19 protein-coding genes are annotated in these 23,993 nt (G+C 74.1%); 5 read left to right on the top strand and 14 right to left on the bottom strand.

Annotated elements, in window-relative coordinates:
• Nucleotides 1–22 precede the first annotated feature (22 nt).
• Both ACI792_RS17870 and ACI792_RS17865 read right to left on the bottom strand, forming a co-directional pair.
• On the bottom strand, nucleotides 23–1,072 hold the full coding sequence (locus ACI792_RS17870; RefSeq protein WP_456603786.1) for an aspartate-semialdehyde dehydrogenase: 1,050 nt from the start codon (nucleotides 1,070–1,072) through the stop codon (nucleotides 23–25).
• A complete protein-coding gene (locus tag ACI792_RS17865) occupies nucleotides 1,069–2,337 on the bottom strand; it encodes an aspartate kinase (RefSeq protein ID WP_456580193.1) in 1,269 nt (422 codons plus the stop codon). Before ACI792_RS17865 ends, ACI792_RS17870 begins: the two co-directional genes overlap by 4 nt.
• Before the next feature lie 74 nt (nucleotides 2,338–2,411).
• Here ACI792_RS17865 and ACI792_RS17860 point away from each other — a divergent pair, with 74 nt between their 5' ends.
• A complete protein-coding gene (locus ACI792_RS17860; RefSeq protein WP_456603785.1) occupies nucleotides 2,412–4,007 on the top strand; it encodes a phospholipase D-like domain-containing protein in 1,596 nt (531 codons plus the stop codon).
• A 56-nt stretch (nucleotides 4,008–4,063) separates the two neighbouring features.
• On the opposite strand, the gene fdhA is transcribed toward ACI792_RS17860, so the two are convergent.
• Nucleotides 4,064–5,278 (bottom strand): formaldehyde dehydrogenase, glutathione-independent, encoded by a 1,215-nt coding sequence (gene fdhA / locus ACI792_RS17855; protein ID WP_456603784.1) that lies wholly within the window; start codon nucleotides 5,276–5,278, stop codon nucleotides 4,064–4,066.
• A 781-nt stretch (nucleotides 5,279–6,059) separates the two neighbouring features.
• Here fdhA and leuA point away from each other — a divergent pair.
• Nucleotides 6,060–7,793: a 2-isopropylmalate synthase gene (leuA, locus tag ACI792_RS17850; protein WP_456603783.1), complete on the top strand. Its 1,734-nt coding sequence runs from the start codon at nucleotides 6,060–6,062 to the stop codon at nucleotides 7,791–7,793.
• Between the two features lie 24 nt (nucleotides 7,794–7,817).
• On the opposite strand, the gene mnhG is transcribed toward leuA, so the two are convergent.
• The 9 genes from mnhG to ACI792_RS17805 all read right to left on the bottom strand — a co-directional run bounded on the left by mnhG (nucleotide 7,818) and on the right by ACI792_RS17805 (nucleotide 18,436).
• Nucleotides 7,818–8,267 (bottom strand): monovalent cation/H(+) antiporter subunit G, encoded by a 450-nt coding sequence (mnhG, locus tag ACI792_RS17845; RefSeq protein WP_456603782.1) that lies wholly within the window; start codon nucleotides 8,265–8,267, stop codon nucleotides 7,818–7,820.
• Entirely contained in the window at nucleotides 8,264–8,590 is a 327-nt protein-coding gene (locus tag ACI792_RS17840; RefSeq protein WP_456603781.1) for a monovalent cation/H+ antiporter complex subunit F, read from the bottom strand. Before ACI792_RS17840 ends, mnhG begins: the two co-directional genes overlap by 4 nt.
• The gene (locus ACI792_RS17835) at nucleotides 8,587–9,189 is read right to left on the bottom strand and encodes a Na+/H+ antiporter subunit E (protein WP_456603780.1); all 603 of its coding nucleotides are present in this window, start codon (nucleotides 9,187–9,189) and stop codon (nucleotides 8,587–8,589) included. The genes ACI792_RS17840 and ACI792_RS17835 overlap by 4 nt, the downstream gene beginning before the upstream one ends.
• Complete coding sequence (locus ACI792_RS17830; RefSeq protein ID WP_456603779.1) at nucleotides 9,186–10,982, bottom strand: Na+/H+ antiporter subunit D; 1,797 nt, start codon at nucleotides 10,980–10,982, stop codon at nucleotides 9,186–9,188. The genes ACI792_RS17835 and ACI792_RS17830 overlap by 4 nt, the downstream gene beginning before the upstream one ends.
• Nucleotides 10,979–11,509, bottom strand: coding sequence for a Na(+)/H(+) antiporter subunit C (locus ACI792_RS17825; RefSeq protein WP_456580185.1), 531 nt, complete (start codon nucleotides 11,507–11,509; stop codon nucleotides 10,979–10,981). The genes ACI792_RS17830 and ACI792_RS17825 overlap by 4 nt, the downstream gene beginning before the upstream one ends.
• Nucleotides 11,506–14,391, bottom strand: coding sequence for a Na+/H+ antiporter subunit A (locus ACI792_RS17820; RefSeq protein ID WP_456603778.1), 2,886 nt, complete (start codon nucleotides 14,389–14,391; stop codon nucleotides 11,506–11,508). Before ACI792_RS17820 ends, ACI792_RS17825 begins: the two co-directional genes overlap by 4 nt.
• 306 nt (nucleotides 14,392–14,697) lie before the next feature.
• On the bottom strand, nucleotides 14,698–16,518 hold the full coding sequence (locus tag ACI792_RS17815; RefSeq protein ID WP_456603777.1) for an ABC-F family ATP-binding cassette domain-containing protein: 1,821 nt from the start codon (nucleotides 16,516–16,518) through the stop codon (nucleotides 14,698–14,700).
• 29 nt (nucleotides 16,519–16,547) lie between these two features.
• Complete coding sequence (locus ACI792_RS17810) at nucleotides 16,548–17,840, bottom strand: MFS transporter (RefSeq protein ID WP_456603776.1); 1,293 nt, start codon at nucleotides 17,838–17,840, stop codon at nucleotides 16,548–16,550.
• Entirely contained in the window at nucleotides 17,837–18,436 is a 600-nt protein-coding gene (locus ACI792_RS17805; protein ID WP_456603775.1) for a helix-turn-helix domain-containing protein, read from the bottom strand. The genes ACI792_RS17810 and ACI792_RS17805 overlap by 4 nt, the downstream gene beginning before the upstream one ends.
• A gap of 194 nt (nucleotides 18,437–18,630) precedes the next feature.
• On the opposite strand from ACI792_RS17805, the gene ACI792_RS17800 reads away from it, so the two are divergent.
• The 3 genes from ACI792_RS17800 to ACI792_RS17790 are packed head-to-tail and all read left to right on the top strand — an operon-like array spanning nucleotide 18,631 to nucleotide 21,045.
• Nucleotides 18,631–19,644, top strand: a complete 1,014-nt coding sequence (locus ACI792_RS17800) for a pirin family protein (RefSeq protein ID WP_456603774.1) — start codon at nucleotides 18,631–18,633, stop codon at nucleotides 19,642–19,644.
• A gap of 10 nt (nucleotides 19,645–19,654) precedes the next feature.
• Nucleotides 19,655–20,623, top strand: coding sequence for a pirin family protein (locus tag ACI792_RS17795; RefSeq protein WP_456603773.1), 969 nt, complete (start codon nucleotides 19,655–19,657; stop codon nucleotides 20,621–20,623).
• Nucleotides 20,623–21,045 (top strand): PPOX class F420-dependent oxidoreductase, encoded by a 423-nt coding sequence (locus ACI792_RS17790; RefSeq protein ID WP_456603772.1) that lies wholly within the window; start codon nucleotides 20,623–20,625, stop codon nucleotides 21,043–21,045. Before ACI792_RS17795 ends, ACI792_RS17790 begins: the two co-directional genes overlap by 1 nt.
• 48 nt (nucleotides 21,046–21,093) lie before the next feature.
• Here ACI792_RS17790 and ACI792_RS17785 read toward each other — a convergent pair whose 3' ends face one another.
• Together ACI792_RS17785 and ACI792_RS17780 are read right to left on the bottom strand one after the other, a co-directional pair.
• A complete protein-coding gene (locus ACI792_RS17785; protein ID WP_456603771.1) occupies nucleotides 21,094–21,852 on the bottom strand; it encodes a VOC family protein in 759 nt (252 codons plus the stop codon).
• A gap of 62 nt (nucleotides 21,853–21,914) precedes the next feature.
• Nucleotides 21,915–23,978, bottom strand: a complete 2,064-nt coding sequence (locus ACI792_RS17780; protein ID WP_456603770.1) for a TPM domain-containing protein — start codon at nucleotides 23,976–23,978, stop codon at nucleotides 21,915–21,917.
• Nucleotides 23,979–23,993: the final 15 nt, after the last annotated feature.

Genomic DNA, 23,993 nt, shown 5'->3' with positions numbered 1-23,993 from the left:
GCGGGCAGCCGGATGACGATGATCAACGACGGGAGGCGGCGATCAACTCGGCGATCTGGACGGTGTTGAGGGCCGCGCCCTTGCGCAGGTTGTCGTTGCTCACGAAGAGCACGAGCCCGCGGCCGTCGTCCACGCTCTGGTCCTGCCGGATGCGGCCCACGTAGCTGGGGTCGCGACCGGCGGCCTGCAGCGGGTTCGGCACGTCGGAGAGCTCGACCCCGGGCGCCGCCCGCAGCAGCTCGGTGGCCCGCTCGACCGAGAGGGGCCGGGCGAACTCGACGTTCAGCGACAGCGAGTGCCCGGTGAACACCGGCACGCGCACGCAGGTGCCCGCGACCCGGAGGTCGGGGATGCCGAGGATCTTGCGGCTCTCGTTGCGGAGCTTCTGCTCCTCGTCGGTCTCGAAGGAGCCGTCGTCGACGACGGAGCCCGCCATCGGGAGGACGTTGAACGCGATCGGGGCGACGTACTTCACCGGGTCGGGGAAGGCCACGGCCGACCCGTCGTGGGCGAGCGCGTCGGCCTTCTCCACCACGGCCTTCGCCTGGCCGTGCAGCTCCTCGACGCCGGCCACCCCGCTGCCCGAGACCGCCTGGTAGGTGCTGGCGACGATCCGGGTCAGCTGCGCCTCGTCGTGCAGCGGCTTGAGCACCGGCATCGCGGCCATGGTGGTGCAGTTCGGGTTGGCGATGATGCCCTTGCGGATCTCGCCCAGCGCCTGCGGGTTGACCTCGCTGACGACCAGCGGGACGTCGGGGTCGCGCCGGAACGCCGAGCTGTTGTCGATCACGGTCACGCCCGCCTCGGCGAACCGCGGCGCCTGCGCCCGCGAGGTGGTGGCCCCCGCGGAGAAGATCGCGATGTCCAGCCCCGCCGGCTCGGCGGTGGCGGCGTCCTCCACGGTGATCTCGCCGCCGGCCCAGGGCAGGGTGCTGCCGGCCGAGCGGGCGGAGGCGAAGAAGCGCAGCTCGTCGAGGGGGAAGGCGCGCTCCGCGAGGAGGTCGCGCACCACCCGCCCGACCTGCCCGGTCGCGCCGACGATGCCGACGCGCAGCCCACCGTTCGTGCTCATCGTCCGGTCCCTCCGTAGACCACGGCCTGGGCCTCGTCGGTGCCCAGGTCGAAGGCGTCGTGCACCGCGCGGACGGCGATGTCGACGTCGGTGTCGCGGCACACCACGGAGATGCGGATCTCCGAGGTGCTGATCAGCTCCAGGTTGACACCCGCGTCGGCCAGCGCGCCGAAGAACTTCGCCGAGACGCCCGGGTGGGAGCGCATGCCCGCACCCACCAGGCTCACCTTCCCGATGTGCTGGTCGAAGCTGACGTCGGTGTAGCCGACGGTGTGCTTGACCTTCTCGAGGGCGGCCAGCGCGGCGGGGCCGTCGCTCTTGGGCAGCGTGAAGGAGATGTCGGCGAGCTTGGAGGCCTCGGCCGACACGTTCTGCACGATCATGTCGATGTTGACCTCGGCGTCGGCGAGGACGCGGAAGATCTGCGCCGCCTCGCCCGGCCGGTCGGGCACCCCGAACACGGTGATCTTGCCCTCGGAGCGGTCGTGCGCGACGCCGGAGATGATCGCCTGTTCCACGGTGAGGTCCTCCATCGAGCCGGTCACGGTCGTGCCGGGGAGCTGGGAGTAGGAGCTGCGGACGTGCACGGGGATGCCGTAGCGGCGGGCGTACTCGACGCAGCGGAGCATGAGCACCTTGGCCCCCGAGGCGGCGAGCTCCAGCATCTCCTCGTAGGTGATGGTGTCGAGCCGCCGGGCGTTCGGGACGATCCGCGGATCGGCCGTGAAGACACCGTCGACGTCGGTGTAGATCTCGCAGACGTCGGCGTTCAACGCCGCCGCGACGGCGACGGCGGTGGTGTCCGAGCCGCCGCGCCCCAGCGTGGTGATGTCCTTGGTGTCCTGGCTGACGCCCTGGAACCCGGCGACGATGACGACCGACCCCTCGTCGAGCGCCGACTTGAGGCGGCCCGGGGTGACGTCGATGATCCGCGCCTTGCCGTGGCTGGACGTGGTGATGACGCCGGCCTGCGACCCGGTGAAGGAGCGGGCCTCGTAGCCGTGCTCGGAGATCGCGATCGCGAGCAGCGCCATCGAGATCCGCTCGCCGGCGGTGAGCAGCATGTCCAGCTCGCGACCGGGCGGGTCGTCGGTGATCTGGCTCGCCAGGTCCAGCAGCTCGTCGGTGGTGTCGCCCATGGCGGAGACCACGACGACCACGTCGTCGCCGTTGTTCTTGGCCGCGACGATCCGCTCCGCGACGCGCTTCATGTGCTCTGCGGAGGCGACGGACGAGCCGCCGTACTTCTGGACGACGAGGGCCACGGGACATGAGGCTACCGAGGTCGTCCACGGCACGAGCGCTTGCATCCGGCGGGCCCGACCGTTGTGATCATCGCGTGGACGATCCGAGTCGCTGGCTGCTCACCGCGGAGGAGCGCGGCAACCCGGGCACCCCCCTCCCCGCCTGGACCGACGGCAACCTGGTCCGTCCGCTCGTCCACGGTTCGGCGTACTTCCAGCGGCTCGTCGAGGTGGTCGAGCAGCTGGGCGAGGGCGACCGCCTCTGGTTCACCGACTGGCGCGGCGACCCCGACCAGCGACTCCGCCCGGAGGGGCCGACCGTGGACGAGCTGTTCAGCGCGGCCTCGCGCCGCGGCGTCGACGTGCGCGGTCTGGTGTGGCGCTCGCACACCGACGCCCTCTCCTACAGCAAGGAGCAGAACCGGTCGCTGGACCGGGAGATCGAGGAGGACGGCGGGAAGGTCGTGCTCGACCAGCGCGTGCGCCGGGTCGGCAGCCACCACCAGAAGATCGTGGTCATCCGCTGCCCCGCCGACCCCTCGCTCGACGTCGCCTTCGCCGGCGGGATCGACCTGTGCCACAGCCGCCGCGACGACGCCGTGCACGAGGGCGACCCGCAGGCGGTCGACATGGCCTCCGGGTACGGGCCCACCCCGCCGTGGCACGACGTGCAGGCCGAGATCCGGGGGCCGGCGGTGGCCGTCCTGGACACCGCGTTCCGCGAGCGCTGGGACGACCCGACCAGCCCCGTGCAGGGGAACCCGATCGCGTACGTCGTCGACCGGTTCCGCCACGCCCGGCTGGACCACTCCCCGCTGCCCCCCGAACTGCCGCCGCCGCCGCCGTGCGGTCCGCACCTCGTGCAGACCCTGCGCACCTACCCGAAGATCCGCCCGCGCTACGACTTCGCCCCCGAGGGCGAGCGTTCCATCGCCCGGGGGTACACCAAAGCGGTCAAGGAGGCCCGGCGGCTGATCTACCTGGAGGACCAGTACCTCTGGTCCTCGGAGGTCGCGCAGCTGTTCGCCGACGCCCTGACCGACAACCCCGGGCTGCACCTGGTCGTCGTCGTCCCCCGGATCCCCGACCAGGAGGGCGCGTTCAACGCGACGCCGCAGTACGTCGGCCGCCGGCAGGCGATCGACCTGTGCATCCGGGCGGGCGGGGTGGACCGGGTCCACGCCTTCGACGTCGAGAACCACGCCGGGACGCCGGTCTACGTGCACTCCAAGGTCTGCGTGGTGGACGACGTGTGGGCCAGCATCGGCAGCGACAACTTCAACCGCCGTTCGTGGACCCACGACAGCGAGCTCTCCACCGCGGTCCTCGACACCACCCGCGATCCCCGCGAGCCGTTGGACCCGGCCGGGACGGGCGACGGCGCACGCACCTTCGCCCGGGACCTGCGGCTGGAGTTGGCCCGCGAGCACCTCGACCTGGCGGCGGACGGCAGCGAGGACGAGCTGCTGATCGACCCGGAACGCTTCGTCGCGACGCTCGAGCAGCGGGCCGGTGCACTCCAGGAGTGGCACGACGGCGGACGACGGGGAGCCCGGCCACCCGGACGGCTGCGACCGCACCGGCCGGAGAAGCTCGGCCGGCTGACCAGGCTCTGGGCCACGCCGGTCTACCGGATGCTGGTGGACCCCGACGGCCGACCGCTGCGCCTGCGGCTGCGCAAGCAGTTCTGACCGGCTGACGGGGCGACGGCCGGAGGCGCGCCGCCCCGCCAGCGGTCAGGCTCTCGTCAGGCCACCATGCCGTGCGGATCCAGCACGTACTTCTTCGCCGCGCCGCTGTCGAAGTCGGCGTACCCCTGCGGCGCCTGGTCGAGGGGGATGACCGTGGCGTTCACAGCCTTCGCGATCTGCACCTTGTCGTGCAGGATCGCCATCATCAGCTGGCGGTTGTACCGCATGACGGGGCACTGGCCGGTGGTGAAGGACAGGGACTTGGCCCAGCCGGTGCCGAGGCTCAGCGACAGGGAACCGACCTTGGCCGCCTCGTCGATGCCGCCGGGGTCTCCGGTGACGTAGAGGCCCGGGATGCCGATGGCCCCACCGGCGGCCGTCAGCTCCATGAGGGAGTTGAGGACCGTGGCCGGCGCCTCGGTCGCAGCGCCCTCACCGTGCCCGCGGGCCTCGAAGCCCACGGCGTCGACCGCGCAGTCCACCTCGGGGACGCCGAGGATCTGCTCGATCTGGTCCTTGGGATCGCCCTTGGAGATGTCCACCGTCTCGCAGCCGAAGCTGCGCGCCTGCGCGAGCCGTGCCTCCACCAGGTCGGCGACGACGACGACGGCCGCCCCGAGCAGCTGCGCGCCGACGGCGGCGGCCAGGCCGACCGGCCCCGCACCGGCGATGTACACCGTGGAGCCGGGCTTCACCCCGGCCGTGACGCAGCCGTGGAACCCGGTCGGGAAGATGTCCGAGAGCATCGTGAGGTCGCGGATCTTCTCCATCGCCTGGTCCCGGTCGGGGAACTTCAGCAGGTTCCAGTCCGCGTAGGGAACCATCACGTACTCGGCCTGACCGCCGACCCAGCCGCCCATGTCCACGTAGCCGTAGGCGGCGCCGGGGCGGGCGGGGTTGACGTTGAGGCAGATCCCGGTCTTGCCCTCCTTGCAGTTGCGGCACCGGCCGCAGGCGATGTTGAACGGCACCGAGACGAGGTCGCCGACCTCGATGAACTCGACGTCGCGGCCCCGCTCGATCACCTCGCCGGTGATCTCGTGCCCCAGCACGAGGTTCTCGGGAGCGGTGGTGCGGCCCCGCACCATGTGCTGGTCACTGCCGCAGATGTTGCTGGTGACGACCTTGAGGATGACCCCGTGCTCGGTCTTGCGGCCGACGTTCGCGGGATTCACCCCCGGGCCGTCCTGCAGTTCCAGCTTCGGATAGGGGATGTCCTGCACCTCGACCTTGCCGGGGCCGGTGTAGGCGACGCCTCTGTTGCCTGCCATGTGTCCGTTTCCCTCCATGAGCCTGGATGCGCGGCGGGCCGGGCCCGATCCGCGCCGTGCTGCGACGCTCCTGACCGCACTGCCGGGTGCGGTCGCCGACTCACCTCCTCCGGTCGCGCCGGTCCACGTCGTGCGGTCGGCCTGCTGACGGTCGGTCGCGGCAACCGGTGACCCCGCACCGGCGCGCCGACGAGCCGGGCCACCCGGGAGTGCCCACGTCGGTGCAGGGGAGGCGGCGGGCCCCGGTGAGGACGACGGTCACCGAGGGGTCGATGTGCGCCTCGGACGTGGTCCCGGACGGACGGGTGACCAGCGCGTTCACCCGGGGCCTACGTGGTCGGGCTCTCCGCCGCCGACGGTCCGAGCCGCCACGCCGGGCCCCGGACGGGGCACCACCAGCAGTGCCGTCCCGACCAGGTCCGCGGCACGACGCCGGTCGATCGAGCCCGACATGACGCCCCCCTCTGGACGCTCATCCCGCACATGTGTCGCACGTCACACTCTGGCCCCTGGTGACCTGGCGCGCAACGCACGCGGCCCCCGGCGCGACGAGCGCGCGTGCTGCCGATCCCCGCCGTGGACCGCCCGTGCGCTGCGATCAGGGCCGATCCGCTGCTACCGTGGCGCCGTGCGCGGCAGCCTCCTGCTTACCCGCCGCGGCGAGGCCCTCTCCTAGGTCGGCTTCCTCGCCGCGGGGTTCCGGCGTCCCCGGCGTCCGCTGACCGTCCCCGGAGCCGTGCGCACTCCGCGCACGGCAGCCCGTACCAGGAGCCCTCCCCCCATGAGCGAGACCCACCCGCACGCCCGGCACCCCCAGCAGCCGTCCGGCATGCCGATCCACCGCTACGCGCCCTTCGCCCCGGTGGCGCTGCACGACCGCACCTGGCCCGACGTCGTGACGACGCAGGCCCCGCGCTGGTGCGCCGTCGACCTGCGCGACGGCAACCAGGCGCTGATCGACCCGATGACGCCCGACCGCAAGCGGCGGATGTTCGAACTGCTCGTCCGCATGGGCTACAAGGAGATCGAGGTCGGCTTCCCGGCGGCGAGCCAGACCGACTACGACTTCGTCCGCCAGCTGATCGAGGACGACCTGGTCCCGGACGACGTGACGATCCAGGTGCTCACCCAGGCCCGTGACGAGCTGATCGAGCGCACCTTCGAGTCCCTGCGCGGGGCGAACCAGGCGATCGTCCACCTCTACAACTCCACCTCCACGCTGCAGCGGCGGGTCGTCTTCGGCTCCGACCGCGCCGGCATCGTCGACATCGCCGTCCACGGCGCGCAGGTCGTGCGCAAGCTCGCCGAGCAGATGGGCGACACCGACATCCGGTTCGAGTACTCCCCCGAGTCGTTCACCGGCACCGAGCTCGACTTCGCCGTCGAGATCTGCGACGCCGTCACCGACGTCTGGGAGCCCACCCCCGACCGGCCGACGATCCTCAACCTGCCGGCCACGGTCGAGATGGCCGAGCCGACGGTCTACGCCGACCAGGTCGAGTGGATGCACCGCCACCTGGGCCGGCGCGACTCGGTGATCCTGAGCCTGCACCCGCACAACGACCGCGGCACCGCCGTCGCCGCGGCCGAGCTCGGCTACCGGGCCGGCGCCGACCGCATCGAGGGCTGCCTGTTCGGCAACGGCGAGCGCACCGGCAACGTCGACCTGGTCACCCTGGGCCTGAACCTGTTCAGCCAGGGCATCGACCCGCAGATCGACTTCTCCGACATCGACGAGATCCGCCGCACCGTCGAGTACTGCAACCAGCTCGGCGTCCACGAGCGGCACCCCTACGGCGGCGACCTCGTCTACACCGCCTTCTCCGGCTCCCACCAGGACGCCATCAACAAGGGCTTCAAGGCGCTGCAGGCCGACGCGACCGCGGCCGGGGTCCCGGTCGAGCAGCAGACGTGGGCCGTGCCGTACCTGCCGATCGACCCCAAGGACGTCGGTCGCAGCTACGAGGCCGTGATCCGGGTGAACAGCCAGTCCGGCAAGGGCGGCGTCGCCTACATCATGAAGACCGAGAACCACCTGGACCTGCCGCGCCGGCTGCAGATCGAGTTCAGCGCCGTCGTCCAGCGGCACACCGAGGACGAGGGCGGCGAGGTGACCGCCGAGCAGATGTGGACGGCGTTCTCCAACGAGTACCTGCCCGACGCCGACGCCCCGTGGGGGCGCTTCTCGCTCAGCGGCCACCGGCACACCGCGCACGCCGACCAGCTCGACGAGGTGGTCGTGGAGCTCGTCGACTCGGGCGTACCGGTGACGGTGGAGGGCCGCGGCAACGGCCCGATCGCCGCGTTCGTGGACGCGCTGAAGACCGTCGACGTCGACGTCCGCGTGCTGGACTACGCCGAGCACGCCATGTCCGCCGGCGGCGACGCCCGCGCGGCGGCCTACGTCGAGTGCGCCGTCGGCGACCGGGTGCTGTGGGGCGTGGGCATCGACCCGAACATCCTCACCGCCTCCCTGCGCGCCATCGTCTCCGCGGTCAACCGCGCTGAGCGCTGATCCGGCCGGGACGGGGCGCGCCGCTCAGCGCGCCCCGTCCTCCCGCTCCTCGCGGCGGCTCTCCGCCAGCGCCCGCCCCGGGTCCTCCGGCGGGGCGTCGGCCGGCTCGTCCCCGCGGTAGACCCGGTCGGGCCGGCGTTCGGTGTGCAGCTCGTCGACCAGCAGCAGGTCGCGGCGCACGTGCCGGCGCCGGTAGGCGACCCGGCTGATCATGTGCGCGCTCACGGGTGCGGTGAGCATCTGGAAGACCGCGACCAGCAGCAGCATCCACGTCGCCGACCAGCCCTGCAGTCGGATCGCTCCCCCCACCATGATCAGCAGGACCCCGAGCACCTGCGGCTTCGTGCCCGCGTGCATCCGGGCGAGCACGTCGGGGAAGCGGAGCAGCCCCAGCCCCGCGGTGAGGCACAGCACCGAACCCAGCAGCACCAGCGCGACGGCGATCCCGTCGCCCACGGTCTCGACGTCGTTCACCGCGACACCTCCCCGTCGGCCGGCCGGTCGTCGACGTCGATCCCCTGCGTGCCCAGGTTCGAGTGGATGAGCATGCCGCCGATGTAGCGGGCCACCGACACCGAGCCGACGAACGCCAGCAGCGACACCACGACGAGCACGGGCACCACCGTGGGATCCCGCTCCAGCGTCGCGTGGACGGCCAGCCCGGCCGCGATGATCACCAGCAGCGTGTCGGTCGCGACCACCCGGTCGAGCAACGAGGGGCCCAGCGCCAGCCGCACCAGCGCGAGCAGCGCCCCGGTGCCCAGCAGGAGGTAGGCCGCCCAGTAGACGACGGTCACGGTGTCCTCCGCCCCTCGCCGACGGAGTCGGTCGGGGCGCCGGCGCTGACGGCCGCCACCTCGTCGGGCGAGCCGAACGCCCGGACCACGCGCTCCTCCATGGTCAGCACCGACTCCCGCTGGCGCTCCACGTCGCGCGCGTCGGTCACGTGCAGGACGTGCACCGCCAGCCGCCGCTGCTCCCGGTCCATGTCGATGACCATCGACCCGGGCACCAGCGTCAGGGCCTCGGTGATGATCGTCAGCAGCAGGTCGGAGTCCGTGCGCAGCTGGACCATGATGATCGCGCTGCGGCTGATGCCGCTCGGGCGCACCGTCTGCCACGCCACCTGGGCCCCGGAGGTCACCAGGTCCGCCAGGAAGGTGCCGACGAACGCCAGCAGCCGGACCGGGCGCACGGTGACGCCGCCGACCACCGGCGGCAGCGGCAGCAGCAGCGTCACGGCCAGCGCGACCACCGCACCGGACAGCAGGTTGGCCCACGACCACGTGCCCCAGAGCAGGTTCCACACCAGCACCAGCCAGACCAGCAGGGGCAGCTGGTGGCGCAACTGGTGGGCCATGCCGCTGCCTGCGCTCTCGCGCGGCACCCCGCTCACGGGGCGTTCTCCGCGTCGACGACCGCCGTCACGTACGGACGGCGGTCGAGCAGGTCGCCCGCCGCGCGGTCGGCCACCGCGTACAGCGGCCCGGCCAGGACGGTGAGCGACACGGTCACGGTGACCATCGCGGCGGTGGCGGCGAGCATGACCCGCGGCAGCGGCCGGTCCGGCCGGACCTGCTCCGGGTCCTCGCCGAAGCCGTCCGTGGCCGGCGTCGTCGCCGTCGCCACCGCCGTGTGCCGCTCCCAGGCCGCCCGCCGCGCCGCCGAACGGCCGGGACCGGCGGCGTTCGCGGCACCCGGGGCCGTGGCATCCACCGGTACCGGCTCCCTGTCGTCCGTGGGCCCGGGGCCGTCGGCCTGCGGCTCACCGGGCTCGGGCGTGGGCGGCTGGGGCAGCGGCTCGGGGTGGAGCTCGGGCCCCGCGTCCGCCGCCGCTGCCGCGTCGGTGTCCCCGGCCGGCGCATCGGCCGGTGGCCGCCAGAACGCCCGGGTCCACACCCGCGAGACCGCGAGCAGGGTGAGCAGGCTGGTGACCGCGCCACCGGCCACGAGGACCAGGGGCAGCCACCCGCCGTCGGCCACGCCAGCCTCGAGCAGCCCCAGCTTCCCGATGAACCCGGAGAACGGGGGGATGCCGGCCAGGTTCATGGCGGGGACGAAGAAGAGGACGGCGAGCAGCGGCGAGGCCTTGGCCAGGCCGCCCAGCCGGTCGACCGCCGTCGCCCCGCCCTGCCGCTCGACCAGACCCGCGACGAGGAAGAGCGTGGTCTGGATGGCGATGTGGTGGACGACGTAGAAGACGGCGCCGGCCAGCCCCGCCCGGGAGGCGAGCGCGATGCCGAACACCATGTACCCGATGTGGCTGACCAGGGTGAACGACAGGATCCGCCGGATGTCGGCCTGCGCCACGGCGCCGAGGATGCCGATCAGCATGGTGGCCAGGGCTGCCCACATGAGCACCGTGTCCAGCCCGCCACCGGGGAAGAGCAGCGTCTGCGTGCGGATGATCGCGTACACGCCCACCTTGGTCAGCAGCCCGGCGAACACCGCGGTGACCGGAGCGGGTGCGGTCGGGTAGCTGTCGGGCAGCCAGGCCGACAGCGGGAAGACCGCCGCCTTGATCGAGAAGGCGATCAGCAGCAGCGCGTGGATGAGCAGCTGCGTGCCCTCGGGCAGCTCCCCCAGCCGCCCGGCCAGCTGGGCCATGTTGACCGTGCCGGTCGAGGCGTAGACCAGGGCGATCGCGGCGAGGAACAGCAGCGAGCTGAGCAGGCTGACGATGATGTAGGTGACGCCCGCGCGGATCCGGGGTGCCGAGCCGCCGAGGGTCAGCAGCACGTAGCTGGCGGTCAGCAGGATCTCGAAGCCGACGTAGAGGTTGAACAGGTCGCCGGCGAGGAAGGCGTTGGCCACGCCCGCCATGAGCACCAGGAACGTCGGGTGGAAGATCGACACCGGCGCCTCCTCGTCGCCGTCGGCCGCACCCTGGCCAACCGCGAAGACGAGCACGCCCAGGCCCACGGTGAAGGCGACCACGAGCATCAGCGCCGACAGCCGGTCGACGACCAGCACGATGCCCAGCGGCACCTCCCAGCCGCCCAGCGACACCGCCACCGCCCCCTGGGCGTCGGCGAGGAAGAGCAGCGCCACCGACACACCGAGGACCGTGGTCAGCACCAGGATGCTCAGCGTGCGCTGCACCCGCGGGTGCCGGCCACCGACCAGCAGGGCGGCCGCCGCGCCCAGCAGCGGCAGCAGCACCGGGAGCGGGCTGAGGATGCCGGTCACGAGCGCCTCCGCCGGGTGGGCGGCAGGTCGACGTCGTCGGACGGGACGCCGGCGTAGTGCCGCCGCAGCAGCTCCTCGACGTCGTCCCCCTCGCCGTGCAGGCTGTCGGCGTGCCCGGCCGGCCGGTCCTCGGGGGCGAGGTCGTCGGGGTCGATCTCGTCGGCATCGGTGCCCGAGCGGGCAGCCACCCGCCGGTCCTCCTCGTCGATCCCGACGACCTCCTGGCGGACGAGCCGCCAGGAGCGGTAGATCAGGGCCAGCAGGAACGACGCGATGCCGAAGGTGATGACGATCGCCGTGAGGACGAGCGCCTGCGGCAGCGGGTCGCTCATCTCCTCGGGCTCGGCGAAGCCCACGATGGGCGCAAGCCCCGTCGGCCCCCCGGCGGAGAGCAGCAGCAGGTTGGTCGCGTTGCCCAGCAGCAGGAAGCCGAGCAGGACGCGGGTGAGGCTGCGGTCCATGAGCAGGTACACGCCGGCGGCGTAGAGGCCCGCGACGATGACCGGCAGGACGACGGTCGGGGTCATCGGAGCACCACCTCGTCCGCGCCGACCTCGATCGGGTCATTCTCGTCGGCCTGGCGGTCGAGCTCCGCCCCGAGGCTGCGGAGCACGTCGAGGACCAGGCCGATCACGATGAGGTAGACCCCTGCGTCGAAGAAGAGCGAGGTGACGAGCTTGACGTCGCCCAGCACCGGCAGCGTCGTCTCGAGGATCGCCGTCTCCAGCACCTCGGCGCCGAGCACCAGTCCCATGGCGCCGGTCCCGCCGGCGAACAGCAGCCCCGCGCCCAGCAGCAGACCCGGGTCGACCGGCGCCGCCTCGCCGAGCTCGTAGCGGCCGCCGGCCAGGTAGCGGAGCACGAGCGCCAGCCCCGCGACGAGCCCGCCGGCGAAGCCTCCGCCCGGCTGGTTGTGCCCGCTGAACAGCAGGTAGACGGAGAACACGACGATGGTGTGGAACAGGATGCGGGTGATCACCTCGAGCACCACCGAGCGCCGCTCGGGCGAGAGCGCCGCCGTCGCCGAGAGCCACTGCCGCCGGGGCGCCCGGCGCGACCGGCGGGCGGCGCGGGCCGCCCGCACCGGGTCCAGCCGCTCCACCACGCCGGTGCGCCGCCGGAGGAAGACCAGGCTGGCCACGCCCGTGGCCGCGACGACCAGCAGGGAGATCTCACCGAGCGTGTCCCACGCCCGGAGGTCGACCAGCGTCACGTTGACGACGTTGCTGCCACCGCCGATCTCGTACGCCGCCTCGGGGAAGTCGACCGACACCGGCGTCGCCTCGCGGGCGCTGAGTGTCACCGCGCCGACCGCCCCCATGAACAGCCCCACGCCCGCGGCGATCACCCCGCGGACCGCCCGCTCGCCGGGCCGGTGCCGCTCGGAGATGTCCTTGGGCAGCTTGCGCAGGACGAGCACGAAGACGACCAGGGTGAGGGTCTCGACGAGGAACTGGGTGAGCGCGAGGTCGGGGGCGCCCTGCAGGGCGAAGAGGACGGCGAGGCCGTAACCGGTGACGCCGACGACCAGCACCGCCGACAGCCGCTGGCGGATCCGCAGCGCCATGACGGCGGCGAGCAGCACCACCGCCCCGACCAGCGCCTGGATCGGGGTGTCCCACGCCCGCCACTCCCCCGGCCACGGCGCCCGGAACAGCAGGATCGACCCGGGCAGGGCCAGGACGACGACGAGGATGGTGCCCAGGTAGGCCGGCAGCGAGCCGCGCTGGGTGGTGCCGGTGACCAGCACCGCGAGCCGGTCGAGAGCCTGCATGGTGTTCCAGTAGCCCTCGTCGGCCGAGGCGCCGACGGCCCGCCGCTGCTGGAAGCGGAACACCGCCGAGCGCGCGGCGAAGAGCGCCGCGCCGCCGAGCAGGGTGAGCGCCGACAGCGCCAGGGCCGGCTGCCAGCCGTGCCACAGCGCCAGCTTCTCGGCCTCCTCGGCCACGAGCGGCAGCCCGTCGGCGTACCCGGCGACCAGCGGCTCGAGCACCGGGCTGAACGGTCCGGCGAGCAGCCCGGTCAGCGCCAGCGCCGCGGGGGCGGCGAGGAACAGCGCGTGCGGCGGGTGGAGCAGCTCGGCGGGCTCCTCCGGTTCCAGGCCCGGCTTGCGGGCGAAGGCGCCCCACAGGAAGCGCAGCGTGTAGGCGGCGGTGAGCACCGAGCCGAGCACCAGCCCGACGAGGACGACGACGGCCGCCGTCCGGTCGGGCAGCCCGCCGTCCCACAGCGCGGTGAACGCCGCCTCCTTGCCGACGAACCCGAGCAGCGGGGGGACACCGGCCATGCTGAGCGCGGCGAGCGTCCCGATCGCCGCCACCACGGGCAGCCGCCGGCCCAGCCCGGACAGCCGGCGCAGGTCGCGGGTGCCGGTGGCGTGGTCGACGACCCCGACGGTGAGGAAGAGCGTGGACTTGAACAGCCCGTGCGCCAGCGTCATGGCCAGCCCGGCGGCGGCCAGCTCCCGGCTCCCCCCGCCGACGAGCACCATGAGGAAGCCCAGCTGGCTGACCGTGCCGAAGGCCAGCAGCAGCTTGAGGTCGTTCTGGCGCAGCGCGCGGTAGCCGCCGACCAGCATCGTGGCCAGGCCCAGACCGAGCACGACCGGCCGCCAGCCGGGCACGTCGGCGAACCCGGGGGCCAGCCGCGCCACCAGGTAGATGCCGGCCTTCACCATGGCGGCGGCGTGCAGGTAGGCGCTGACCGGGGTGGGCGCCTCCATGGCGGCGGGCAGCCAGAAGTGGAACGGGATCATCGCGGACTTGGTGACCGCGCCGACGACGACCAGCATCGTCCCGGCCACCAGGAGCGGACCGCTGCCCGGGTCGGCGACCACCTCCGACAGCAGGTAGCTGCCGCTGGTCTCGCCGAGCATGATCAGCCCGACGAGCATGGCCAGCCCGCCCGCGGTGGTCAGGATGAGCGCCTGGCTGGCCGCCCGCCGGGCCGCCAGCTTCGCCCCCGAGCCGCCGATGAGCAGGAACGAGAAGACGGTCGTGAGCTCCCAGAAGACGTAGAGCATCAGCAGGTCGTCGGCCAGGACCAGGCCCAGCATGGAGCCGGCGAACGCGGTGAGGTTGCCGGCGAACCGCGGCGTCCCCTCGTCGCCGGGCTCGAAGTAGCGCGCGCAGTAGACCATCACCAGCGCGCCGACCCCGGTGACCAGCAGAGCGAAGGTGAGCGACAGGGCGTCCAGCCGGAGGGCCACCTCGAGGCCGAGGGCCGGCACCCAGGGGACGGTCTCGGTGACCTCGCCGCCGCCGGTCACCGTGGCCAGCCGGGTCAGCACCCACGCGAAGCCCACCGCCGGCACCAGCGCCAGCGCCAGGAAGGCGTTCCGGCCCCACCAGCGCACGAGCAGCGGTGCCACCAGCGCGGCCAGCAGGTGCAGCAGCAGGACAGCGAGCACGGGTCTCCGGGAGTCTCGGTGGGCTCGGGGACGACCACAGACGTCCGGGGACGGCCGGCGGTGGCCTCAGATTACGGCCGGACCCCGACGTCCGCCCGACGTGACCAGCCCGCTCGCGCAGGCGAAGGCCACCGCGCCCGACGCGCCCCGCCGCCCCGCCGCCCCGCCGCCCCGCCGCCCCGCCGCCCCGGCGATGATCAGGTTGCCTGATCATCGAGCGTCCTCCCTCACCGTGCGCCGTGAGGGAGGACGCGCCGCCGTGAGGGAGGACGGCGGCCGGGCCACGCGAGGGAAGACGACGAGCGCTCAGCCCTCGGCGGTCTCCGCCGCGGCCAGCCACTCCTCCTCCACCTGCTCCTTCTCCGCCTGCAGCTCCTTCAGCCGGGCGTCGAGCTCGGCGGCCTTCGCGTAGTCGGTGGCCGCCGCCGCGAGCTGCTCGTGCAGCTTCTTCTCGTCGGCGTCCAGCTTGAGCATCCGCCGCTCCAGCTTGGCGGCCTCCTTCTTCGCCGCCCGCGCCTCGGCCGCCGACACCGCGGGGGCCGACGTCGAGGGCGCGCCCACCGGACGCGGACCGTCGCTCCCGTCCGCCGTGGTCAGCGGGGCGCCGCCGGCCGCTCGGCGCCGCAGGTACTCCTCCACCCCGCCGGGGAGCTCGGCCAGCGTGCCATCGCCGAGCAGCGCGACCACCTTGTCGCACACGCGGTCGACGAAGTACCGGTCGTGGCTGACCACCAGCACCGTGCCGGGGAAGCTGTCGAGCAGGTCCTCCAGCGCCGTGAGGGTGTCGATGTCCAGGTCGTTGGTCGGCTCGTCGAGGATCAGCACGTTGGGCTCGGCCATGAGCAGGCGCAGCAGCTGCAGCCGCCGCCGCTCGCCGCCGGAGAGGTCGCCGACCGGCGTCCACTGCCGGTTGGCGAGGAAGCCGAAGCGCTCGGCCAGCGACGAGGCGGAGATCTCCTGGTTGCCGATGCGGGCGATGCGCGCGACCTCCTGCACCGCCTCCACCACCCGGAGCGCGCGCGGCAGCTCGGTGACGTGCTGCGACAGGTACGCCGGAGACACCGTCTGCCCGACGACGACGGATCCCGAGTCGGGCTGCGTCTCGCCCACGAGCAGCTTGAGCAGCGACGTCTTGCCCGCGCCGTTGACCCCGACGATGCCGATCCGGTCACCGGGGCCGACGTGCCACGTGAGGTCGCGGAACAGCGTCCGGGGGCCCTCGTCGGTGGGCACGGCGTAGTCGACGTCCTCCACGTCGTAGACGGTCCGGCCCAGGCGCCGGGCGGCGAAGCCCTTGAGCGCCATCGAGTCGCGGGCCGGCGGCTCGTCGGCGATCAGCGCCTGCGCGGCCTCGATGCGGAACCGGGGCTTGCTGGTGCGGGCCGGCGGGCCGCGGCGCAGCCAGGCCAGCTCCTTGCGCACCAGGTTCAGCCGCCGCTCCTCGGTGACCGAGGCGATCCGGGCGCGCTCGGCCCGGGCCAGCGTGTACGCCGAGTAACCGCCGTCGTAGGAGTGGACGTCGCCGTCAGCGACCTCCCACGTGGTGGTGCAGACCTCGTCGAGGAACCACCGGTCGTGGGTGACGACGACGAGGCCGCCGCTGCGCTGCTTCACGTACTCGGCGAGCCACGCCACCCCCTCGACGTCGAGGTGGTTGGTGGGCTCGTCGAGCACCAGCAGGTCCAGCGGCCGGATGAGCTGGGCGGCCAGCGCGACGCGGCGACGCTCGCCCCCGGACATCGGCGCCACCGGCGCGTCCAGCCCCAGCCGGTCGAGCTCCAGGCCGGTCAGGACCGAGCGGACGGCGGGGTCGCCGGCCCACTCGTGCTCGGCGGCGAACATCGACGGGGGCAGGACGACGTCGCGCACCGTCGTCCCGGGCGGGAGGGTGCCGGACTGGTCGAGCACGCCCATCGCGAGGTCGCCGCGGCGGGTCACACGGCCCGAGTCCGGGTCGTCGGTGCCGGTGATCAGCGACAGGAGCGTGCTCTTGCCGCCGCCGTTGCGGCCGACGATCCCGATCCGCTCGCCGGCTGCGACGCCGAGCGAGACGTCCTCGAGCACGACGGTCGTGCCGTGGGCCTTGTGCACCCGCTCGAGGTTGACCAGGTTGAGGGGCGCGCTCATCGGCTGCTGCGGGGAGGAGTCATGGGCCCTCAGTATCCGACGGACGCCCCGTCCCGGACCACGGCGGCCCCGGCCGCGGTCGACCGGGGCAGCCGCAGGCAGCCCAGGGCGCCGAGCGCGACGACGCCGGCGACGACGAGGAACCCGGTCCCCGTGCTGGCGGCCGCGGCGAGCGGGGGCACGGTGAGGTTGCCGACGATCCCGCCGACGGCCAGCGACAGGGACATCGCCGAGACCGCTGTCGCCCGGTGCACGGCGTCGACACGGGTGTGCAGGACGGCGCTCAGCAACGGCCAGACCGCGCCGTGCGACAGGTAGTACAGGGCGAAGCCGGTCGCGGCCGGCGCGAGCGCGTCGGGCCCGGCGACCAGGGCGAGCGCCGAGCCCCCGAGGACGAAGAGAACGACGCCGGCCGCCGCGGTGGAGCCGCGCAGCAACCGCCGCAGGTGCGGAGCGAGCACCGCCCCCACCGCCGCCCCGCCGAAGGAGATCGCCAGGACGACGCCGTACACCGCGGCGCCGTCGTCCCGGCCGCCGGTCAGCTCGGCGAACCGCACGGGGCCGAGCAGCTCGCACACGACCAGCCCGACGCCGCCGACGGCGGTCAGCAGCAGGACCAGCCGCATCGGCCCGTCGGTCACCGACAGCCGCACCGCGCCGGCCAGCGTGCGCGGCAGCGCCCGGGCCCCGGCCGCGAGAGCGCCCCCCAGGCTCCCCTCGCGTGTGGCACGGTGCTCGGTCAGCAGTCGCAGCACCGCGGCGACGTACACGACGTCCAGCACCGCCGCGCCGAGGTAGGGCAGCGCGAGCCCCTCGGCCCCGGAGCTCCCGAGCAGCGAGGGCAGGAAGCCGCCGACGACCGCGCCGACCGCGAGGCTGGCGCCGTCGGCGGCCGAGTGCTTCGCCAGGCCCGGGGCGACGTCCGCCTTCGGCTCCAGCCGGTGCACCGTGTCGACGTACCACGCCTCGAGCGGGCCGGAGTCCAGCACGCGCCCCAGCCCGAGCGCGAGGACGCCGACCAGGAAGCCGGTGAACGTCGTCGCCGTCGCGATCAGCAGGCAGGAGGCCAGGTGCAGCAGGGCGCCGGCGACCACGACGGGGCGGCGGCCGAAGACGTCGGCCAGCCCACCGGTGGGGAGCTCCAGTGCGACGACCACCACCCCGTGGACGGTGAACAGCAGGCCGATCTCGGCGAGCGTGAGGCCGCGCGCCTGGGCGAGCAGCACGGTGATCGGCGTGGTCAGCCCGACCGGCAGCCAGCGCAGCGCCGTCAGCCCGACCAGCCGCCGGGTCGCGGAGCGGACGGTGGCCGGGCCGGTCACGACGGCCACTCGGGGACCGGGAGCACGTCGAGCAGGACGCAGACCTGCTCACCGCCCTCGGCGGGCGCGCCGGCCGGGTGGGCCTCGACCCAGCGGGCCAGCGTGGCGGCCAGCTCCTCGCTGAGCGCGCGGGCCTGCTCGGGCGTGAGCCGCAGGGCGTAGTCGTTCAGCGAGGCGGCGTCGGCCCAGGCAGGGTCGAGCCGCTCCCGCTGCGCGTACCAGGCGTCGACCACCGCCGCCTGCCGGTCCACCTGCAGCCGGGTCATCTCCTCCTGCACCTCCGCACCCCCCTCCTGGGCGAGGAGGTCGGCGGCGCGCCAGCTGGTCATCCGGTGACGGGCCCGCCACCAGCGCTCGCGGCCTGTCCCCTGGTCCTCGACCTCCTCGACGAACCCGTGGGCGGCGAGCTGCCGCAGGTGGTAGCTGGTCGACCCACTGCTCTCCCCCACCGCTCGCGCCAGCCCGCTGGCCGTCGCGGGGCCCTGCAGGCGCAGCAGGCCGAGCAGGCGGTTGCGCAGGGGGTGGGCGAGCGCGCGCAGGGCCCGGACGTCGGTCACGCGGACGGCCGGCTCGAGCGGGCTGGTAGGCGGGGTCACGGCTGCAGCGTAGGGATGCAAAGACTCCTTTGCAAAGATCCCTTTGCGTTCGCTCGCCGACGCGTTCTGGACACCGGCCGCATCGGCCGCCGAGGGGCCACTGCGCAGATCTCGTCTGCCGGAAGAGGGGAAGACAACGGGCGCATGCGGGGTTAGGCTCACCACTAGTTGAGCCCTCAATCAAGGAGGCCGGCATGCCCGCCGTGACCGTCGAGGACACCACCACCCTGCCGCGGGTCCCGCTGCCCGCCCCGCGCACGGTGCGCCGCCGCACCCGGTCGGTGACGACGGCGCCGTCGGGCTTCGAAGGGGAGGGCTTCCCCGTGCGCCGGGCCTTCGCCGGGGTCGACCTGAGGGCGCTCGACCCGTTCCTGCACATGGACCAGATGGGCGAGGTCGAGTACGCGCCCGGCGAGCCCAAGGGCACCAGCTGGCACCCGCACCGCGGCTTCGAGACGGTCACCTACCTCATCGACGGGACCTTCGAGCACGCCGACTCCCACGGCGGTGGGGGCACGATCAGCAACGGCGACACCCAGTGGATGACGGCGGGCGGAGGCGTCCTCCACATCGAGCGCCCGCCGGAGCACCTCGTGACCAGCGGCGGCCTCTTCCACGGTCTCCAGCTCTGGGTCAACCTGCCCAAGGCGCAGAAGTGGGTCGAGCCGCGCTACCAGGACCTGCGGGCCAAGGAGTCGGTGCTGCTGGCCAGCGCGGACGCCGGCGCCCTGCTGCGGGTCATCGCCGGCGAGGTCGGCGGCCACACCGGCCCGGGCTCGACGTACACGCCGATGGCGATGGTGCACGCCACGATCGCCCCCGGCGCGACCATGGACCTGCCCTGGCGGCCGGACTTCAACGCCCTCGTCTACGTCCTCTCCGGCGCCGGCTCGGTCGGCATCGACGGCGCCCCGGTGCGGACCGGCCAGCTCGCGGTGCTCGGCCCCGGCGACACCGTCACCGTGCGCGGCGCGGTGCACCAGGAGTCGCGCACCCCGGCGCTGGACGTCGTCGTCCTGGGTGGCCGGCCGATCAACGAGCCGATCGCCATGTACGGGCCGTTCGTCATGAACACGGCGGACGAGGTCAGGGACGCGTTCGCCGACTACTCCGCCGGCCGGCTGGGGTCCATCCCGGCGCAGCGCGTCGAGGGACCGGTTCCCCACGGCGACGTCCGGGGCGAGACTGCAGGCGACGCCGAGCGGTAGGAGCCGCGCCATGAGCAACCTCGAACCGCGCCCACCCGCCCACGGCCTGGGCGGGCTGGCGGGGACCACCGCCGGCCCGGCCCTGGACCTGCTGCCGGGCAGGGAGGTCATGCTCGGCGAGAGCGCCCGCGTGCGCCGGCTGCTGCCGACGCTCGGCCGCCGGATGGTCGGCGCCTGGGTCTTCGTCGACCACTACGGCCCCGACGACGTCACCTCCACGCCGGGCATGCAGGTGCCGCCCCACCCGCACACGGGGCTGCAGACGGTGTCGTGGCTGCTGGACGGCGAGGTGCACCACCGCGACTCGCTCGGCAGCGACGTCCGGTTCCGCCCCGGCGAGCTGGCGCTGATGACGGCGGGGCACGGCATCGCCCACTCCGAGCAGTCGCCGGCCACCCACCCGCGGTTCCTGCACGGTGCGCAGCTGTGGGTGGCGCTGCCCGAGGGGGACCGCGAGGTCGCCCCGCACTTCGAGCACCACGCGGCGCTGCCGGGTTTCAGCTCCGACGGGCTGACCGCGACCGTGCTCATGGGCTCCTTCGGCGGCGTCACCTCGCCGGGGCGCGCGTACACCCCGCTGGTCGGCGTCGACCTGGACCTCATCGCCAGGGCCGACGTCGAGGTCCCGCTGGAGCCGGAGTTCGAGTACGGGCTGCTCACCGCCTCGGGGTCGGTGTCGGTCGACGACGTCCCGCTCGAGCCGGGCGCGATGCTCTACCTCGGCACCGGCCGGCGGAGCCTGCGGGTGCGGGCGGGTGCGGCGTCCCGGTTGCTGCTGCTCGGCGGCGAGCCGTTCGAGGAGCGGCTGGTGATGTGGTGGAACTTCGTCGGCCGGTCGGGCGAGGAGATCGCCGAGTACGCCGAGGAGTGGAACGCGGAGTCCCGGCGCTTCGGCACGGTCGTCGGCTACGACGGCGACCGCCTCGAGGCCCCACCGCTGCCACCGGTCCCGCTGGTCGCGCGCGGACGGGTCCGGTAGTGGCCGCCGACCCGCGGCTGCTGCAGTTCGTCGCCGAGCAGCGCTGGGGCGTGCTCGCGACGATCAAGCGCGACGGCCGGCCGCAGCTCTCCAACGTCGGCTACGCCTGGGACGACGGCCTGATCCGCGTCTCGGTGACCGCCGACCGCGCCAAGACCCGCAACCTGCAGCGCGACCCGCGGGTCACCCTGCACGTGGCGTCGAAGGACTTCTGGACCTGGGTGGCCGTCGAGGGCACCGCCGAGCTCACCGCGGTCGCGCAGGACCCGCACGACGCCGCGGTCGAGGAGCTGATCGCCTACTACCGCGGCATCTCGGGCGAGCACGAGAACTGGGACGAGTACCGGGCGGCGATGGTCGCCGACCGCCGACTGGTCGTCCGGTTCCGCCCGGAGCACGCGTACGGCCAGCTGCCCGGCTGACCCCGGCGTCGCCGGTGCGCCCCGTTCGCACCGGCTACCGGGTGCACATCACCCGGCCGGGACCTCCATCACCGAGAACGGCGCGCCCCACGGGTCGGCGACGACCGCGAAGCGGCCGTACTCGGTGTCCTCGGCCGGCAGCAGGACCTTCCCCCCGGCGGCGGTCACCGCGGCGACCGCGTCGTCGGTGGAGGCCACCGCGAAGCAGCTCGCCCAGCCCTTCGGCGCCCCGGGAACGACGCCGCCCAGCCCGCCGAGCGGATCGCCGTCGGTGGCGAAGGTCGTGTAGCCCTCGGCGGCGGGGACCTCCTCGAACCGGAACCCGAAGACCGCGGTGTAGAACTCCCGAGCCGCAGCCGGGTCGTCCGCCGCCAGCTCGTTCCAGACCAGCGAGCCGGGCTCGTTGTACCGCTGCACGCCGGTGTGCGAACCGGACTGCCAGAGGCCGAACGGGTTCCCCTGCGGGTCGAGCGCGACGACCATCGTGCCCATCGGCCCGACCTCCATCGGCTCCACCAGCACCGTCCCGCCGGCCTCACGGATGCGGGTGACGGCGGCGGCCGCGTCGTCGGTCGAGAAGTAGGTGGTCCAGCGGGGCGGGTCGTCCGGGTCCATCTGCGGGCCGAGCCCGGCCACCTGGAGCCCGTCCTTGTGCGCGTTCAGGTAGCCGCCGAACTCTGGCTCGCCGCCGGTGTACTCCCAGCCGAGCAGGCCGGCGTAGAACGTCTTCGCGGCCTCCAGGTCGGCGGCTCCGTAGTCGATCCAGCAGGGGGTTCCGGGCGGCCAGGGGGTCTCACGGGTGGGCATGGGTGCCTCCTCCTGTTGTGGGGGAGGTCACCATCCCACCGGGCACCGACAGTTCGGCGGGGTCAGAACGTCCCGCCGCCGCTGCGGCCGCCGCCGCCGAACGAGCCGCCGCCGCCGAGGCCCCCGCCGCCGAAACCACCGCCGCCGCCCCGGCCGCCGAAGCCACCACCGAAACCGCCGCCGAAGCCACCCGAGCGGCCGCCGAACCCGCGGCCGCCCCCCAGCAGGATGCCGCCGAGGACCAGGCTGCCGAGGTCGACCCCGCCGCGGCGGTAGCCCCCGCCGTAACCACCGAAGCCGCCCGGGCCGCCGGGCCCGTACCCGGAGCGCCACCGGTCGACGTCGTCCTGCGCGAGGTCCAGCGCGTGCTGGGCGAGCAGCCCGGCCTGGTGCGCCTCGCGGAGCGCGCTCACCGGGTCGGTACGCCCCAGCTCGACGGCGGCCTCCAGGTGCCGCTGCGCCTCGGCCAGCCGGGTGCGCGCCTCCGGCCCCACCGCCCCGCGCCGGGTGTCGACGAAGTCGGCGGCGGCGCCCACGGCCGAGCGGGCGGTGAGCAGCGCCTGGTCCAGCGCGGCCGCGGCCCGGCGCGCCTGGGTCTGGGCGTCACGGGCCGCCGACAGCGCCTCCTCCAGCGCGGCGTCGGCGTCCTCCAGCTGGCGCAGCGCGGCCAGCGGGTCGCCCGGGGAGCCGTCGGCCGGCCGCAGCGCGGCGTCCGCCGCCGCCAGCGCGGCCTCGGCGCGGGCGATCTGCGGTGGCAGGCCGCTGCGGTCGCCCCCGGCCACCAGCGACCGGGCCTCGGCGAGGTCCTTCTCCGTCTCCGCGCGCGCCGCACCCACCCGGTCGGCGGCCGCGGCGAGGTCGGCGGCCAGCCGGCCGACGGCGTCCAGCAGCGTGCCGGTCTGCGCCACCGCGTCCTCCGCGGCGCGGATGTCGCCCACCGCCTCCCCGCTGCGGCCGGCGGCGAGCGCCTCCCGGGCCTCCCGCACCTCCTCGTCGGCGGCGTCGAGCCGCGCGGCGGCCTCGGCCACGTTGTCGGCGACGGCGGTCACGGCCCCGCCGGAGTACCGCTGCCGGAGCCCCGCCAGCCGCTGCTCCTCCTGCGGCAGGCGCGCCCGCAGCGCCGCGATGCGCGGCTCGAGCCCGGCGAGCACCTCCGGGGCCGTGCGCTCCAGGTCGCGCAGCTCCTGGAACGCCGCGCTCTGCTCGTCGAGGCGGCCGCCGGCGGCGCCGGTGAGCGCCAGGATCTCGGCCAGCATGCGGCGCCTCGTCGGCTCGTCCTCGGCGACGTCGTCGTCCAGCTCCTGCCGCAGCGCGAAGGCGCGGCCGAGGTCGGCCTTCGACCGCGCCAGCGCCGCGTCGAAACCGGCGACCGCCTCCTCGCCGTACTGCGACCGCGCGAAGTCCAGGTCGAGCTGCGAGGTCTTCATCGCCTCGTCGAGCGAGAGCAGCGACTCGCTGGCGCGGCCCTGCAGCTCGTCGGTGGGCACGCCCTCGTACGGGTCGGGCTCGGCCCGCCGGCGGCGCGGCGGCAGCGCTCCGCCACCGCTGCGGCGGGACCGGGCGAGCAGGTAGACGCCACCCCCGACCACCGCGATGCCGCCGAGCACCAGCAGCGCGCCCCCGCCACCGGAGCCGTCGTCGGCGGCCACCGCCGGCTCCTCGCTCGCCGCCGTCCCGCCGTCGCGAAGCAGGTCGGCGAAGGCGGCCACGCCGCCGGCCCAGTCCCCCTCGGCGAGCTCCGGGGCGACCTGCTCGTCGGTCAGCTCGTCGAAGGCGTCGCCGGTGACCGGGAAGTCTGCCGGCCGCACGGTGCCGTACCGCTCGTCGTCCACCGCGACGGCGAGGAGCGCATCCTGCTCGCCGAGCTGGCTGAGCTCGGCCGTGGCCTGGGCCCACTCCCCCTGGTCGGCGCCGTCGAAGCTGGACACGAAGACCACGTACAGCTCCGTGCCGGTGTCCGCGCGGAGGTCGTCGAGCACGTCCTGGACCTGCGCGGCGCCGCCGCCGAGCGCACCGACCTGGTCGGTCACCTGGTCCGTGAGCCGGAACGGGGGGACCGCCCACGCGGGGCCGCCGCCGAGCACGAGGACGGCGAGCACCGCCAGGACCACGCACAGCCGGCGCACGGGTACCTCCTGGAG

It is taken from the genome of Blastococcus sp. SYSU DS0669 (genome assembly GCF_054050895.1).
This window is presented reverse-complemented; position numbering and strand designations above follow the sequence as displayed.